The organism is Paenibacillus sp. cl6col (assembly GCF_900102125.1).
Taxonomy (GTDB): domain Bacteria; phylum Bacillota; class Bacilli; order Paenibacillales; family Paenibacillaceae; genus Paenibacillus_B; species Paenibacillus_B suaedae.
In genome coordinates this window covers 1-15,438 of sequence record NZ_FNAZ01000016.1, presented here as the reverse complement: position 1 = coordinate 15,438, position 15,438 = coordinate 1, and the positions used below count along the sequence as shown (strand labels likewise).

The following is a 15,438-nucleotide window of genomic DNA, read 5'->3' as shown; positions in this document are numbered from 1 at the left end:
TAGTGGGATAACAATGATTTTTGGAATGACTACTCAATTTTGGGTATCTATCATGGAAGAAGGACAGAAGTGGTATGAACCGAATAAGTCGGGGACATCTGCTAACAAAGTATTCATGTATCAGTTCTACCGCCTCTTGGTTGTCAGATGTATAACCATGGAAGAGGCTCAGGCGATAAACGCCCCAGCCTTAGATAAGAGCAATCTAAGTTGGGGTGTTTCTGAATACAAAAAGTTAGGCGAAAGTCCTGAAAGTATAATTGGAGGGGCTTTTTATGAAGGTATGGCGAAAGCATCCAGATCCAAACAATAAATACGGAGCCACATTTACATTAGGTGAAAGCGACACAGATTTGCCTGAAAATGCAATTATCTCAGTAACCCGTGGAGAGAAATTTGATTTTATCAGAATAATAATAAATGGTATTGTAAATGAATTTGTAAAGAAACAACTCACCAAGAATGAAAACCTAATATATGCGAAACTCTCAGGGCAATTGCAGGGGGGAATTGGTCAAACGGTTACAATTTGGAGAGATAGGGAGTCAATGAATAGATTTAGAGCTAAGGGAGCGCATAAATTTGCGAAGAGATTTTTTTCTTGGGTTTTCTATGGCGGAAAAGTAGAAGCATATTTTTTAACTTGGAGAATAAGAGAGATTCCAACTGAAATAGAAATCGAAAAAACAATAAAGGAATACGGTAGATACTTTGTAGGAGGAAAACTTGTTAGACAATCAAAACAACCAAACAGTACATTAGAAGTTGAAAGTGTAGGTAGAAATCGTTAAAGGTAACATCACATTCACGCATCGGGCTACTGTCCTCGGTGACAAAGAAGCAGTTATGCAAAGGCTGTCTTCTGATATATTGTTGCTAAATTTCTGTTATAATTAGGTTAAAAGGTTTGTCTGTTGGGAGTTATAGCACATGGACTGGAAGGCTGTTTATGGCAATTTTAGCGATTTACCTAAGTCTGAACAACATTCATTGTTTCAAGCCATTAAAGATACGCTTTTCCCTGAACCCAAAGAGGACATTGCCAATATGGTTGGAGAAATTCGGGAAGTGCGTTTCAGCAATGGCTTGGCGTGTGTCCATTGTGGTAGTGTCAACAACAAACGTAACGGCAAATATCGTTCCCGTCAGAGATACATCTGCAAAGGCTGTGGAAAATCATTTAATGATATGACGGAAAGCCCGATTTCAGGAACCCATTATCCTCACAAATGGCTAAAATACTTTCAAATGATGGTAGATGGGGTTACGTTGCCAAAAATCGCAGAAGAATTGGAAAGGTGTTTTGAAAAAGAGGTTGTCCTTTGCACCGATTCTGCCACAAACTACAAAGCATTTGCGAAGCAAAAAGGTATTCCACACGAAATGATTAACGCTAGTAAAGGCATTCATGTCAAAAAAGGTGTATTTCATATCAAACATGTCAATTCCTATCACCAACGTCTAAAAAAGTGGATGGAACGCTTTAATGGTGTAGCGACTAAGTATATGGACAACTACTTGTCCTGGTTCCGCTTTTTAGAGTTGCATAAACAATTGAACAAAAACCTTCGAAAACGAAATATGGTGTTGGAATCCTGTAAAAAGGCGAACTTTATGACAGTTGGTATGTTTAAAACTGGATAAAAGTATATTGCTTTAAATACATTACGAATACATGAAAGGAACGAACTATCCAACATGGAAATTAGGAAACCGAACATTTTGGAACTTGAAGAAATTATGATGCTTTCACCTCAAGCCTTGTTTGAAGGGACAATGGGTAGAGTAAAACCTACTGATGAGAAAATTAAACGACTTATTGAGCCGCTTTTGGAGAAGGGCTGTTATTACTTAATAGCAACAGAAGATTCTAAGTTAATGGGCTGGATTCTAATTGGGGCGAGTAAAGACCAATTTACCGATATGGTGATTGGCTTTATCTATGAACTTTATGTGACGCATGAATTCAGGGGAAAAGGGATTTCTAAGCAGTTAATGAAAAATGCCATTGACCATTTAAAACTAGAAGGATACCCTGAAATTCGTCTGGGTGTCTTTGCAGAGAACCATGCTATTCAACTCTACGAAGAAATGGGGTTTTCTGCGAGAAATATTACTATGAGTTTACCAGTGTAAGAGAACAAGTCTTTTATGAACAACGCATAGGGAGAAGCTGCTCATTACATAATACTACTTGAGGAAACTGGGGTTTTCTCAAACCGCTCAGATAATTACGGGTTCTCATGACATGAGGAGGTGTAATGTGATGAACAAGAAGAATGATGCGAAGCATAATTCCAAGCAGGTAAAAAAGAAATTAGGTGTTCCAAATGTTGATACGGAATTTGCGGCAGAAACAGGCGCTGGTGCAGATGCAAAAGCCTCTAAAAATCGAACTCCGTGATTTATGAGTTGATAGCGTCCTTGCGTTCATAATGAATGCAAGGGCGCTGTTGTTTTTGTGAAGAAAGGATTTGTCGAAAAAGGTTCATTAAAAGTAAGGAGAACTAACCGTTTTATGGTATACTATGGAACAAATGTTCTATAGCGAAAGTCAGCGGGTGAAGCGATGAAGGATCAAGTGAAAATCGCTGTGAGGCCTTTGGTTGAGTACGTGTACCGCAGCGGGGATTTGGATAGCGGTTTCAGGACGGGAACGGCCCTGACGGAGGGAACCAAAGCGCATCAGCAGGTGCAGCGAACTTACGGTGAGGCGGATCAGAAAGAAGTATATTTATCGGCAGAGATTCCTTGCGGAGATCTGTTGTTTGTCATAGACGGGCGCTGTGATGGGTTGTTGGTAGAAGAAGACGGATCCGTCGTCATCGATGAGATTAAGTCGACATCTGGCGAGATCCCACAGACACTGGAGGATACCTATCCGGTTCATTGGGCTCAAGCTAAATGCTATGCCTATATGTACGTCAGAGAGCATGGAGCTGCTCGAATGAAAATCCAATTGACCTACGTACAAGTCGCAACAGGCGAACAAAGACGGTTTCAGCAGGAGGCAGTTTTTGCGGAATTGGAGTTATTTGTACGGGACGTGGTGGAGAATTACGCTCCTTATGCGCGGATGCTTCGCGATCACCGGATTACGCGAGACAGAAGCATCAGCGGGCTGGAATTCCCTTTCACTTCTTATCGGGCTGGACAGCGTAAATTGGCAGGAGCGGTCTATAAAGTGATCGAAGAGGGAGTAAAATGTTTTGCCAAAGCTCCTACAGGGATCGGAAAGACGATCTCGACTACGTTTCCCGCCATTAAGGCAATGGGGACGGGACATCTTGAGCAGATGTTCTATTTGACCGCCAAGACGACTACCCGTACAGCAGCGGAGGAGACGTTCGCACTGATGCAGTCGCAAGGATTGCAGATGCATACCGTAACCATCACGGCCAAGGAGAAAATTTGTTTTCAGGATCAGGTGAGCTGCCGCAAGGAAGATTGTCCATTCGCGGATGGTTACTATGATCGGATTAATGAGGCGGTACTTGATATATTGACTAATGAGTTGCTTATTACCCGGCAAATCATTGAGCAATATGCACGCAAGCACCGAGTTTGTCCGTTTGAATTTTCGCTTGATCTCGCTTATGCGGCGGATGCGGTTATTTGCGACTATAATTATATTTTCGACCCTAGAATTTCTTTGAAAAGAATGTTCGCCGAGCGGAAGAGCCGGACGGCGCTTCTGATTGACGAGGCGCATAATCTGGTGGATCGGGCACGAGAGATGTATTCGGCCACATTGAATAAAGGGGATTTTCTCAGCTTGCAGCGGGAATATAAAGAGCTTAACGCTGAGGTGCACAAGGCGGCCAAGGCAGTGAACGCCTTCTTTATACAACTGCGCAAAGAATCGGACGCAAACCCACAAATTACGCAGGAAGTTCCTGTACAACTGGTTGAGCGGGCCGCGGCATTTATCCTCGCAGCAGAAGAGGAGCTTGGCTCCCGTCAGGATACTGAGCAGTCGCAATCGTTGCTGCAGGCTTATTTTGCGACGCAGAATTTTGTGAGGATCAGCAAGCTGTACGACGAAAGATATGTAACCTATGCCGAGATTTCTTCGAGAGAAGTATCCATGAAGCTGTTCTGTCTCGATCCTTCTCATCTGCTACGGGAAATGGGCAAGGGTTTCCGCTCGCATATTTTCTTCTCGGCTACCCTTACGCCAATGTCCTATTTTCGGGACATGTTGGGGGCAAGTCCGGAGGAGGATTATACATTATCGCTGCCGTCTCCTTTCTTCCGCGAGCAGCTCGCGGTTCAGATCGAGCCGTTGTCGACGCGTTATCACGATCGCGAGGGAACCAAGCTTGGGCTGGTGAGACGCTTGGGGCAGATGATTACCGACCGTCCCGGAAACTATTTATTCTTTTTTCCTTCCTATGCTTATATGAATCTCGTCTATGAAGCTTTTGCTGCTGCTCATGCAGAAGATGCAAACTTGCGGCTGTTGCTACAGCGGGGGGATATGGCGGAGGAGGAGCGGGAAAGTTTCCTGTCAGCCTTCGATGCTGGAAATGAAGGGACATTGATCGGTTTTGCGGTAATGGGCGGAGTTTTCTCCGAGGGGATCGATCTAGTGGGAGATCGCTTGACCGGTGTTGCCATCGTTGGTGTAGGACTGCCGCAGATCTGCCTGGAGCGTGATATCATCCGCGACTACTTCAACTCGCAGGGCAAGAACGGTTTTGACTATGCCTACGTATATCCGGGTATGAACAAGGTACTACAGGCCGGCGGGCGGCTGATCCGTACAGAGACGGATCAGGGACAATTACTGCTGATCGATGACCGTTATCTGCACCCGCATTATGCGGCATTGATGCCGGATGAGTGGAAGTGAGCGTTAACGGGGGAACTTTCACATATATATGGATTTGACCAAAAAGGTTTTTGCCCGCAAGTGTGGTCATGAAAAAAGCGCCCCATCCGTGATGGAAAGAACGCCTTAGGAACTTTGTAATGTTCATAAATAATAGTTGGTCATCGCCTGATCGCTGGCCAGAACGGCCTCACTGTCAAGCTTCTTCTTCAGGTAAGCCTTGTCCGATGAAATGAAGATGCTCATGATCAAATCGACGACGAACAGGAACGTGATGTGGTTGGACATCAGCGCGCTGTTATTGACCGATATCTTATCCGGCACGATGATGTTCACGTCCGCATTCTCCGTAATGGGTGACGAATCGTAACAGGTGATCGCAATCGTCTTGACCTGGTGCACCTGTGCGATCGCAGCCGTCTCCACGATTTCCTTCGTCGAGCCGGAGCGGGAGAATGCCACAACAGCGTCCTCTTTGCCGCATTGTGCGGCGGCGATTTTCATAGCGCGGCTGTCATTGATCGCTTCGGCCATGATGCCGATGATGGACAAGCGATTCTTCAAGGCGATAGCGGCCAGATAAGAATCGAACATGCCGATAATATAGATGCGCCGTGCTCCCTTCAGAATGTCTACCACTTGGCGGAGCTGTTCCTCGGTGACAAGCGCTGATGTATTGACAATCAGTTCATTATAATCGAGTGCAAGCGCATCGATCGGATTGATTTCTCGTCTCTCTTTTTTCTTAGCCTGCATATCTCGATAGAAGGCGTCTTGGGCGAAGGCGATTTTGAAATCGTTGAAGCCCTTGAATCCGACCTTTTTACAGAAGCGGTTGATACTTGTCTCCGATACGCCGATTTCATTGGCAATGGCCGTAATCGTGTTGCGCGTAATAAAATCCGGATTGTGTATGACGAAATTGGCGATCTGATTCTCACCATATGTTAATTTTTGCGATTGGGATACGATTTTGGCGATGACGGCCGGAACTTGTGAAGACATGATACCTCCTCCTGATCTAACGCTGGAAATGACTACTCCGGCGTGTCGGCAATAGCTTTTCCCATTATATCATACTGAGTGAGGTATTGAGAGTTTGCTCTATCCATAATTTGCAAGTTTCGATCTGTTCCATAAAATCTCCCTTCGCAAGCTGTTGCTCCCCGATCAAATAGGCATAGTCCAGTAAATTGGGGAGGAAGGGAAGTCCCAGCAGCTCTTTGCAGAAGGCATGCGCAGCAATCTCACAGCACTGCACTACGCTTGATTTCCTCGTATATGGCCCTAACTTAAAAACTTCAATCCGCTCAAGCTTTTCATTCGTAAAAATCTGCTCCCGATACTCCAGCCAGTGATAGAACTCATGAGCCAGATGAATATCGACTAGAAGGTCGAGATTCGCTGCGCTGCCACATAACCTTTCGCCTAGGATCTCTTGGCATACCGTCCGCATTCCCTTGAGTGAGGAGGCGTACAGAATAATTTCCGGCGTTGTCTTGGAGAAATCGATCTGTGCGCGGAAGGAGACGTTATGAAATTTGCCAGAAGCCTCTGTGATCTCATAACGAAGTCCGGCGTCCCTGCACATGCCGCGAATGCAGAGGCCTTTGTATGTCGTAGCCGCCAAGCGTCCGGCTTGAAGCGACTCATGAACGTAATACGGAATTTTCTCTAGCGGTATTTTATGAAACAATGGATCCTGGCACAGCTCCATGCAACCTAAGATTTCATCGGTCAGACCGGACAGTGAGTTCGGCAAAAGGGGTTGAACCGGCATTCGGACGCCTCCTTAACGCTCTGCAGTTTCATTAGAAATACAAGACGGGTTCCTATTACTGATAAGCCACAACCAGCAATTCATCCTCTGTTGCGAGCATCTCGGTTTCAATTTCAAGGATGGACAGCAGCTGCTCTTTGGTCTGCATGCCGGTTAAGTCCAGCATCTTCTCCTTATAAAAGACGAACACCTTCGGTATCGTGGCATTGGCATCGGAATAAATGGTGTTATCGTCCAAGAATGAGCTTAGTGCTTCCGGCGCGGATTTCCTCAGCTTTGTATAGTGCACATTGCTCTTCTTGAAGCGGACGACGCCTTCGCGGTCGAGTACGCTGACAGAGTTGGATTTCTTTTTGAACAAGCCAAAAAAAGATTTCTTCACGTTCTCGCTGACGAATAGGCTCCATCGCCCGGTCTGTGCTACGAGTGTCGTCGACTCTAGCGGCTGGTCGATGGAGCTGGCAGCAACGGCCCTCATATCTTCCACTGACATTGCCTCCTGTGTCAGATCCTTGGAGCGCAGCTCGGTGGAGCCAGTCGCAATGGCACGGAGAATATTCTTCAGGCTGTCGATCTCGATGCTGACTTCGACCGTCTCCTCAGAAGCACCGGACTGTACGATACGCTCGATGATGTCGGCGCGAATGCGCTTGATATCCTCTTCGGTCGGATTGACGACCGTCCGTTCTAGTTGTTCTTTGACCATGGCCAGCGCTACACCGATCGTGGAGACATAAGGTGCGTTGTTGGCGATTTGCGACTTGAATCCCTCTCGCTCTGCCATTGCCGGGACGAGCACCGCACCGCTGCCGCCGCCGCCAACCAACGTGACGAAGCTGCGGTCGAGCTCATAGTCCTCGATCATCTCGTTGACGGTCTTCATCGTCTTATCGATGGCAATATTCATAACCTGTCTAGCGGCTTCCTCTACGCTTAGTCCAACATGATCGGCCAGCGCCTTCCATGATTTCAGCGCTGCTTCCTTGTTTCCTCTGGCATAATCGCCCTCGGGAATATAATTCAGAATGTTGGCCGCTCCGGCTAGTGTATACGAGAATTCTTTGCCTCCGGCGCATTCGCAGATGACGTATTCGGCAGGGTCGCCCTCGCGGGGGCTAATGAATTTCGCCTTCGGATTGACGATGTTCTCTGTCGGGGTGAAGGCTTCGTACTCTTTACCGGCGATATGCGCGCTGCGCGGCCCGACATCGGTAATTCTGCCACCTGCTACCTTGATCATGCTGCCGCCCGCGATGCCGAGCGTACGCACATCCAAGGATTGCAGGTAGGTGCGATGGCCGCCGACCTCGGCATTCTTGATCATTACCTTGCCGTTCTTGATCACGGAGATGTCGACACTGGTTCCACCGACCTCAAAGAAGATTCCATCGGAAATCTTCTCGTACATCAACGCCCCGGCAACACCTGCTGCAAGACCGGAGAGCATCGTCAGAATCGGGCGTTTGCGAACCTCGTCAATGCTCATGACACCGCCATCGCAGCGCATAATCATGAGTTGGGACTGGATGTTGGCATCCTTGACGGACTTCTCGGTCATATTGGCGGTCTCCATCATTTTCGGAATGAGGGAGGCATTAATGACGGCCGTTCGTGTCCGTGTCTTCAAACCGTAAAGCTGGCTGATCTCATGTCCGCCCGTAGCGTAGAGACCCTTGCGGTTGGCAAGATCAACGACACGAAGCTCATTGGTTGGATCATCTACGCTATACGCTTCGGAGGCGACGATCACCTCGGCGCCCTGGGCCGCCAACTCGTCGATGGCATTGTTGATCTGCTCATCTGTCATATTCTTAGAATCCAGATACGTATGAAATGTGTGCAGGAATTTGCCCGGAGCCAGCTCGATATCGCCCGGATTGGACTCGGAGCGGGCGCTGAGTCCGTCGAGGCCCGAGCCCATACCGATGATGCCGATACGCGCTACGTCTCCTTCGAGCAGGGCATTGGTAGCCTGTGTTGTTCCGTGGGCGATGAAGGTAACGTCTTCGGGCTGAATTCCTCTGCTGTCCAGAATTCGCTTCAGTATTTGTACAATCCCTTTGGCCACACCGTCCGGGTCATGGTGGGTGGTTGGGATTTTCATTTTCCCAATGACTTCAAATGTTTCATTATCGATCAGTGCCGCATCGGTAAACGTACCGCCGACGTCAATGCCGACCCTTACTTTCGTTCTCCCCATCATGTTCTCCTCCAGTTGGCGGGTCAAGGACCTTCTACTCAAGCCCTGTGAAGGGGTTCTTCGCAGGGCCCTTGTACCCGGTTTTATCTATAAAGGTAATTCAAAAAGCCCACTTTTGAGGACGAAGTTAATCATGTAGTTATTCGACATCGAATCTTGAATTCAACCGGGCTTAAAACACCATAAATGAGCCAATGATGACGGCGATTAAGACGGATACCATTGTCCATGGCAGTGTCTTCTTCAGAATCTCGTTAATGTCGCTCTTCGTGAAGTCAGCTACCCATACGTTATGCGAGTTCGTAGGGTCGGAGACGGATTGCACGTTGCTGACAGCGCGCAGGGCAAGCATTGCAGCTACCGGAGTCATACCTGCGGATACGAACAGGGCGGCGATGCCGCTGCCAAGGCCCCATACGTTCAGCGGTCCGCGGTAGATGGCCAGCGGCGACAGAATCGTGAAGAACAGGATAAACATTAGTGGGGTATTCGGCAGCACGGACTCGATCAGCGGCGAGATGACCGCCGATACTTGCGGCGACATAACGGAACTGAGTAGGATGCCGATACCGATCATGAGTCCCATCGCGCCAGCGACGTCTTGAATTCCTTCTACCAGCGCACTGGAGAGGATATGGATCGGACGCTTCGGCCAGGTGAGCAGGATCGTGACGATCGCACCGGCAATGACGGCTGGAACGATATCGATCTTGAAGATAAAGACGAGCAATACCGGTACGAGCGGGCTAATCAGGGCAATCGCAGGCACCTTTTTGTCACCGCCGCCAGGTGTTGCTGCTGGCATTGTCCAAGCTTTGCGGCCTTTGCCATCTTTCCGGATATAGAACACGATCATGGCCAGGGCAATGAGGATCAATGGGGAAGCCACAACCAATGTGTAGTTGGCGATTTGGTCAACGGAAAGACCAAGTACATCGACATATACAGCCCAGTTGGACACGTTGAACAGGGATCCGACGCCAACGGCAAGTAGAACAACGATGGAAGCGACGAATTGGGAAATTCCTGCCGTCAGCATAATCGGAATGACGATCGTGCCGACGAGGATGACCATGCCCAGTCCTCCTGCAGCGGAAAAAATAATGGATGCGGTAATGAAAAATAGAATAGCTATAAGTACAGGTTTATCTCCGGCCAACTCGGCCGCCTTGCGAATAATGGATTTGGTGATGCCGACTTTGTTCAGAATTTGGCCGAACCAGGCACCAAAGATGAGTCCAGCAATGGCGCCAGATAGTTTCATCGAGCCCCCGGCCAGAATCGTCTTGGCGATTGTTGCAGTCTCTGGATCACTTGATAACAGCGGTACGCCTGCGATAATGGCGAACAGAATCGCCATGCACGGAAGCGCCAGAATGGTTGGGAGCTTGCGCGTCATCATCAGCCCTACAAACACCAGAAATATGAGCAGAATACCGATTGCTTGGAACCACATTGTAGTTGTCATCTGAATTTCCCCTCTCCAAATGGGTGAAAGAAGTTGAACTAAATTTCCAGATAAGCCCCTTGCTCTTTGAGAATCGTCTGCACTTTCTTGATGTCGATGTCTTGTACGTTCTTGCCCTCTAACGCCGCGAGTGCAGCGGCAATCCCGCCGCCATGACCGATGGCTCCGGTCGTCGGAGTGGTTCTCATCGCCGCTTGCGCTTCAAAAGTTGCCGAGATGCAGCGGCCGATGACGATCAGGTTATGTACGGAGGCGGTAATCATGCAGGAATAAGGAATGCTATATACGCCGCCCCATTCCAGTTTCTGATGCTTGGTGCCCTCGCCGTCCGGGCTATGGATGTCGATCGGATAACCAGAATGGGCGATCGTATCGTCGAACAGGCGCTGCTGCAAAATATCCTCGGCCGTCAGCGTATAGATGCCTTTGATTTGACGCGAGCCGCGAACACCGATGCTTGGTCCGGTGGACTCGACAACCGCATGCTCGAATCCCGGTATGTATTTGCGGACGAACAACTCCAATTCACGGCACTGCTTGCGACCTTCTATTTCAGCCTGACTGAGACTGTGCGCATCGGTTGCGTCATAGCCGATAATCCGCGTTGTATTGAGGATGACCTCGCCCGGGTTATTGGTCTCAAAGAACAAAATATTTTCACGAGGAATGGAGATTTCGCCCCGCTCCTTGGCTATTCTGAACAGGTTGTCAAAGCCACCAACTGACAGACGTGGGGACTTCTCAATAATGGAGGTATCCCCGTTATACAGTGGGAAGTCTTCCGGATGACTGTGAATATATTCCTTGACCCTTGGGATATTGACGTTGTACATTTTCATTTTCAGGGTCATCGGCTGCGTTGCTCCGTCGGATTCGCGTCCTTTGGAGTATTCGACCCCGGCAAGGGCAGAGAGGTCGCCATCACCCGTAGCGTCGATGAAGACAGAGGCATGGATGTCGCTAAGACCGGATTTATTGCAGACCTGTATGCCCGTGATGCGGCTATTTTCCATATAAACGCCTGCCAGCATCGTATGGTACAAAATATTGCCGGATGCTTCCGTGACCATCAGCTCCAGCTCATGCTTCATCGCTTCGGCGTCAAACGGGGTAACAGAATAGGTAAATCCGACCGTGTCGAAAATATGTCCCGAGGATTTGCCCAACCGCTTTAGCCGCTCGATCAGATCCCCGGTGAAGCCCTGAATGACCTGCTTCTCGCCGGCATGGAAAGTCATCATCGGGCCGACGCCGTTAGCGGTCAGTGTGCCGCCAAGAAAACCATGAGACTCGACAATAAGCGTCTTTGCCCCGGTCTTGGATGAGGCGATGGCCGCCATAGCACCGGCGATGCCGCCGCCCATTACAACTACATCATATTGCTTCATGTACGCTTCGCTCCTTTACTCGTAGGATGAATTCCTCTGATGCCTTTAGGCTAACAAATAAAAAATACTTTGTAAACGCTTTTAGAAAATAATTTTCTAAATATCCGAATATACAGAAAATAATTTACGGAGTTGTGAAGGTTGATGTTAGAAGGTGGGGGTGTGGAATTATCGTATAAAAGAAGACTTCCCAATTCGGAAGTCTTGGTATGGTACCGACAATGGAATTGATAGATCTAATTCATGGTTACAAAAAACGTTAATTTGTTGTAAAATTGAACCAATTTAATAAGGCTTAGTTATCTTACTAAGTAAGGAAGGAGAGAGGAAATTCTCTCTTTCTTTTTTTAATACAAATTGTTGGAAGGGACTGATTATATGTTCTTTGTTAATTCCAGAGCGATAATTGAAAGAGACTTTAATAATGAAAGACAAATTGTAATTCAGACAAGAAACAAAGCCAACGAACCATTGAAGATTGAATTACCGGGAGGACGAATTGAACCATATGAATCATTAATACAAGCATTGAGAAGAGAAGTAAGGGAAGAGACCGGACTGGAAGTAACAGAAATTGAAGGAGAAGACACAAGAATTGATACGGCCGGAATAGATCCAGAATTTGAAGTTGAATGTATAAAACCCTTTGGAGCATATCAAACAATAAGAGGACCAATTGATTCAGTAGGGTATTATTTTAAATGTAAAGCCGAAGGAGAGATAGTAAAGAGCGGGGATGAAACGACAGATATTAAATGGATTACCATAAAGGAGCTATCAGATCTAATCAATAGCAACCCATTACAATTTTCAAATGTTGATCGAGCCGGGATCATTTATTATTTAAAGCAACTTGAAAGATCTTGAATGGGTATCTCAAAGAAGGCACATGACATCAGCTAAAATCAGATGGCATCGTGGGAAAATTTTTTTGTAGGGGACAAGAAAAGGAGTAGAAGTCAATGATTCGATCCTTCATCTTTGATATGGATGGCACACTTTTTCAAACCGATAAGATTTTAGAAAGTTCACTCGAAGATACCTTTAATCATCTGAAGTCACTAAATAAATGGGAAAAAGAAACTCCTATTGATAAATATCGTGAAATTATGGGTGCTCCACTACCAAAAGTATGGGAAACTTTATTACCCAATCATTCGCAAGAAGTTAGAGAAGAAACTGATGCATATTTTTTAGAGAGATTAATTGAGAATATAAGAAGTGGAAAAGGGGATTTATATCCTAATGTAATGGAAATATTCCGTTTTTTAACAGAGAATAATTGTTCCATTTACATAGCAAGTAATGGTTTAATAGCGTATTTAGCTGCGATTGTAGATTTTTATCATTTGGATAACTGGGTTACTGAAACATGTAGTATCCAGCAGATAGAATCATTGAATAAATCAGATTTGGTGACGACGATTATAGATAAGTATGGCATTACTCATGGTGCAGTAGTAGGGGATCGAATATCGGATATAAATGCAGCTAAGGATAATGGTTTGGTTGCAATCGGATGTAATTTTGATTTTGCACAAGAAGATGAACTTGCTCAGGCTGATATCGTTATAGAGGACTTAAATGAACTAAAATCAATTGTATTCCAGTTACAGAGTAACGGAAATTGATAAGATAGTGTAGGGTCCAATTGTATGCCAATCAGTGAGGTTAAGTATGTTAAAAGATATTTAAAAGATATACTTAGAATCACCATAGAAAATATGAAGAAGTAATTTTACAATCAATCATTAGTCATAAAGATAAGATGATTACTGGTACAATATTTTACACATTAAGTGAATATGAAAAGGAAGACACATCCCTTCGTCTAACAACATATTCACTCAGCCGGGCTTCCGCCCCTTGGTTGCTAGATGTATAATCGTGGAAGAAACCTTAAACAACAAACGCCCAAGCCAAGATAAGAGCTATCTAAGGCTTGGGCGTTTCGTAAATACAAGAACGTTATAAGAATTAGGGAAATAATAATCACATAAACTTGGTGGTGGTCAATATGGAAGATAACAAAGTTAGATTTGTTACTTATACTCAGAATCAGAATGATATTGTCATGAGTGGTGTAGCAGCAATTAATAAATACCTCAGTGAATCTAGTGATGATGAGAAGAGAAGTCTTCTTTTTTGTTTAGATCGATATCTAGATCCTTACTATGGTTATAATCTCTCTTTCGTTGATGAAATTATTCACTTGTTGCAAGAACGAATGTTCTTGGATAGTGATAAAGAAATAATAGAGGATATTCTTCAATTACTTACTGATTACTCAAAAGGACAATTAGACTTTTTAGCAGAAAAAATAGATGGAGTTGACTTAGAGTACCAGGCTGATGCGTTATATGCTCTAGCTATGACATACAATATCAAGTATGTTCCAGTATTTAATAAATATGAGGATCACGAAAATTCAAATGTGAGAGGAGTTGCCCAAGAAGCATTAAGAGAATTATCTAATATCTGATTTGTTCTCAAGGTTGTTAGCTATTTCAGCCAACACTGCTCTCGCACATCAGGAGACATGCCTCCCTCGCTCTGCAAGATGTGGGAACAGGAAGCAGAGACATATTGCACACACCGACACCCCATTGAAAAAAGATATCTAAAGGAAATCGGCGACATGAATGCAAAAACGTTAAGTGAAAGGACGTAGTGAATATTATTAAGATCGATGAACAAACAAAGAAAAATATCCTAATCTCATTGGGATTACATTTATTTTTCCCATTTGGATTTTGGGTTTTGTTCCTTTACTTACATGATCAATTTTTATCAAATACTTTATGGGTTGATATGATTGGATGGATAAGTTATTTGGTTGTGGGATTTTTCATTAAAGTATCAGAGCGCAATATACAAAACATTATCTCTGTCTCATTTATATCAATCGTCTTTATACGATAATCCATAGTATCAAAGGGGTAAAAATGAAAAAGACAAATCAAAAAATGCATGAGGCACTAAGTAGAATACAAGTTAATCGTTTTCAGGAACATACAGAACTGATTGAGCTTATTTGGCCTACTTTTATTGAAGTAGATGGTTGTGTCATAATTCAAAAAGATAGTGAGTCTGAAAGAAAATTAAATTTGGATTTCATACTTAGTCAATTCGGAGATAGAACAGGTTTTGAAGCTGCAGAGAGTCATGTTCATATGAGGGATGTATCTAAATTTTTTGAAGAAAATCCAATAGAGGGTTTAAGATTCGCAAAGAAAGTTGTCAGTATGTGGGCGGCGAAGTTGAAATTAGATTTTCCTAATTATCGTTTTCTAATCATCCTGACTTTTCATGGAGATGATAGTATAGTCCGCTTTCATAAGTTAAGGAATAATGAGCCCTTATGGGTTAACATTGAGAAACTAGAGAATTATAAAAATGAAGGAATACTAGTTGAGATAGCTCATAAGCCCCTTAATGATCTTGGACACTAAGAGTGTATATGAATTACACTAATAGTTGACAGGGGATGATGAAATGAAACGAACGAAACATTCAACAAACTTCAAATTACAATTGGTGAAAGAAGCACTGGAGACTGGAAATAAAGCGGCAGTTGCTCGCCGCTATGAAATAGCAACGAATATGCTCCATCGTTGGATTAATGAATATCGCGATGGCAAATTCGGTGATGTTCAAATGGAACAAATCCCGGAGTTCGACTCCAAAGCAATAGCTGAAGAAAATGATCAGTTGAAAAAATTGCTTGGAGAACAAGCGTTGGAGATCGCGATTCTCCGTGATCTTATA

Annotated in this window: 16 protein-coding genes; 11 read left to right on the top strand and 5 right to left on the bottom strand. The window is 45.1% G+C overall.

The window, feature by feature from the left end; genetic code table 11:
• The first annotated feature begins 13 nt into the window (after positions 1-13).
• From BLS15_RS29175 to BLS15_RS26805, 6 genes are all read left to right on the top strand, one after another.
• Positions 14-313: a hypothetical protein gene (locus BLS15_RS29175; protein WP_090514588.1), complete on the top strand. Its 300-nt coding sequence runs from the start codon at positions 14-16 to the stop codon at positions 311-313.
• Positions 276-791 (top strand): hypothetical protein, encoded by a 516-nt coding sequence (locus tag BLS15_RS26820; RefSeq protein WP_090514584.1) that lies wholly within the window; start codon positions 276-278, stop codon positions 789-791. Before BLS15_RS29175 ends, BLS15_RS26820 begins: the two co-directional genes overlap by 38 nt.
• Before the next feature lie 139 nt (positions 792-930).
• Entirely contained in the window at positions 931-1,644 is a 714-nt protein-coding gene (locus BLS15_RS26815) for an IS1595 family transposase (RefSeq protein ID WP_090514578.1), read from the top strand.
• Positions 1,645-1,698: 54 nt separating this feature from the next.
• Positions 1,699-2,136, top strand: a complete 438-nt coding sequence (locus BLS15_RS26810; protein WP_021260557.1) for a GNAT family N-acetyltransferase — start codon at positions 1,699-1,701, stop codon at positions 2,134-2,136.
• A 130-nt stretch (positions 2,137-2,266) separates the two neighbouring features.
• Positions 2,267-2,404, top strand: coding sequence for a hypothetical protein (locus BLS15_RS29170; RefSeq protein ID WP_175460844.1), 138 nt, complete (start codon positions 2,267-2,269; stop codon positions 2,402-2,404).
• Positions 2,405-2,569: 165 nt separating this feature from the next.
• Positions 2,570-4,855: an ATP-dependent DNA helicase gene (locus BLS15_RS26805; protein WP_090514575.1), complete on the top strand. Its 2,286-nt coding sequence runs from the start codon at positions 2,570-2,572 to the stop codon at positions 4,853-4,855.
• A gap of 123 nt (positions 4,856-4,978) precedes the next feature.
• Here the strand turns inward: BLS15_RS26805 and BLS15_RS26800 are convergent, their stop codons facing one another.
• The 5 genes from BLS15_RS26800 to BLS15_RS26780 all read right to left on the bottom strand — a co-directional run bounded on the left by BLS15_RS26800 (position 4,979) and on the right by BLS15_RS26780 (position 11,670).
• Positions 4,979-5,839, bottom strand: a complete 861-nt coding sequence (locus BLS15_RS26800) for a MurR/RpiR family transcriptional regulator (protein WP_090514572.1) — start codon at positions 5,837-5,839, stop codon at positions 4,979-4,981.
• A 64-nt stretch (positions 5,840-5,903) separates the two neighbouring features.
• On the bottom strand, positions 5,904-6,614 hold the full coding sequence (locus BLS15_RS26795; RefSeq protein ID WP_051614048.1) for a hypothetical protein: 711 nt from the start codon (positions 6,612-6,614) through the stop codon (positions 5,904-5,906).
• A gap of 55 nt (positions 6,615-6,669) precedes the next feature.
• The gene (locus tag BLS15_RS26790; protein WP_254777410.1) at positions 6,670-8,817 is read right to left on the bottom strand and encodes a hydantoinase/oxoprolinase family protein; all 2,148 of its coding nucleotides are present in this window, start codon (positions 8,815-8,817) and stop codon (positions 6,670-6,672) included.
• 169 nt (positions 8,818-8,986) lie between these two features.
• Positions 8,987-10,282, bottom strand: a complete 1,296-nt coding sequence (locus tag BLS15_RS26785; RefSeq protein WP_021255809.1) for a citrate transporter — start codon at positions 10,280-10,282, stop codon at positions 8,987-8,989.
• A gap of 38 nt (positions 10,283-10,320) precedes the next feature.
• Positions 10,321-11,670, bottom strand: coding sequence for an FAD-dependent oxidoreductase (locus BLS15_RS26780; RefSeq protein WP_090514566.1), 1,350 nt, complete (start codon positions 11,668-11,670; stop codon positions 10,321-10,323).
• 378 nt (positions 11,671-12,048) lie between these two features.
• Here BLS15_RS26780 and BLS15_RS26775 point away from each other — a divergent pair, with 378 nt between their 5' ends.
• The 5 genes from BLS15_RS26775 to BLS15_RS26755 all read left to right on the top strand — a co-directional run.
• Positions 12,049-12,537 carry an NUDIX hydrolase gene (locus BLS15_RS26775; RefSeq protein ID WP_028532076.1) on the top strand — a complete coding sequence of 163 codons (489 nt, stop codon included), beginning with the start codon at positions 12,049-12,051 and terminating at the stop codon, positions 12,535-12,537.
• A gap of 95 nt (positions 12,538-12,632) precedes the next feature.
• The gene (locus tag BLS15_RS26770; RefSeq protein WP_090514562.1) at positions 12,633-13,301 is read left to right on the top strand and encodes an HAD family hydrolase; all 669 of its coding nucleotides are present in this window, start codon (positions 12,633-12,635) and stop codon (positions 13,299-13,301) included.
• A gap of 386 nt (positions 13,302-13,687) precedes the next feature.
• The gene (locus BLS15_RS26765; RefSeq protein ID WP_090514560.1) at positions 13,688-14,152 is read left to right on the top strand and encodes a hypothetical protein; all 465 of its coding nucleotides are present in this window, start codon (positions 13,688-13,690) and stop codon (positions 14,150-14,152) included.
• 463 nt (positions 14,153-14,615) lie between these two features.
• Positions 14,616-15,122, top strand: coding sequence for a hypothetical protein (locus BLS15_RS26760; RefSeq protein ID WP_175460843.1), 507 nt, complete (start codon positions 14,616-14,618; stop codon positions 15,120-15,122).
• Between the two features lie 43 nt (positions 15,123-15,165).
• The coding region (locus BLS15_RS26755) for a transposase (protein ID WP_090510887.1) at positions 15,166-15,438 on the top strand (273 nt) is incomplete at its 3' end.

Excerpts from the sequence above, each read along its gene's own strand:
- BLS15_RS29175 (WP_090514588.1), top strand. The coding sequence starts at position 14 with ATGATTTTTGGAATGACTACTCAATTTTGGGTATCTATCATGGAAGAA.
- BLS15_RS26820 (WP_090514584.1), top strand. The coding sequence starts at position 276 with ATGAAGGTATGGCGAAAGCATCCAGATCCAAACAATAAATACGGAGCC.
- BLS15_RS26815 (WP_090514578.1), top strand. The coding sequence starts at position 931 with ATGGACTGGAAGGCTGTTTATGGCAATTTTAGCGATTTACCTAAGTCT.
- BLS15_RS26810 (WP_021260557.1), top strand. The coding sequence starts at position 1,699 with ATGGAAATTAGGAAACCGAACATTTTGGAACTTGAAGAAATTATGATG.
- BLS15_RS29170 (WP_175460844.1), top strand. The coding sequence starts at position 2,267 with ATGAACAAGAAGAATGATGCGAAGCATAATTCCAAGCAGGTAAAAAAG.
- BLS15_RS26805 (WP_090514575.1), top strand. The coding sequence starts at position 2,570 with ATGAAGGATCAAGTGAAAATCGCTGTGAGGCCTTTGGTTGAGTACGTG.
- BLS15_RS26800 (WP_090514572.1), bottom strand. The coding sequence starts at position 5,839 with ATGTCTTCACAAGTTCCGGCCGTCATCGCCAAAATCGTATCCCAATCG.
- BLS15_RS26795 (WP_051614048.1), bottom strand. The coding sequence starts at position 6,614 with ATGCCGGTTCAACCCCTTTTGCCGAACTCACTGTCCGGTCTGACCGAT.
- BLS15_RS26790 (WP_254777410.1), bottom strand. The coding sequence starts at position 8,817 with ATGATGGGGAGAACGAAAGTAAGGGTCGGCATTGACGTCGGCGGTACG.
- BLS15_RS26785 (WP_021255809.1), bottom strand. The coding sequence starts at position 10,282 with ATGACAACTACAATGTGGTTCCAAGCAATCGGTATTCTGCTCATATTT.
- BLS15_RS26780 (WP_090514566.1), bottom strand. The coding sequence starts at position 11,670 with ATGAAGCAATATGATGTAGTTGTAATGGGCGGCGGCATCGCCGGTGCT.
- BLS15_RS26775 (WP_028532076.1), top strand. The coding sequence starts at position 12,049 with ATGTTCTTTGTTAATTCCAGAGCGATAATTGAAAGAGACTTTAATAAT.
- BLS15_RS26770 (WP_090514562.1), top strand. The coding sequence starts at position 12,633 with ATGATTCGATCCTTCATCTTTGATATGGATGGCACACTTTTTCAAACC.
- BLS15_RS26765 (WP_090514560.1), top strand. The coding sequence starts at position 13,688 with ATGGAAGATAACAAAGTTAGATTTGTTACTTATACTCAGAATCAGAAT.
- BLS15_RS26760 (WP_175460843.1), top strand. The coding sequence starts at position 14,616 with ATGAAAAAGACAAATCAAAAAATGCATGAGGCACTAAGTAGAATACAA.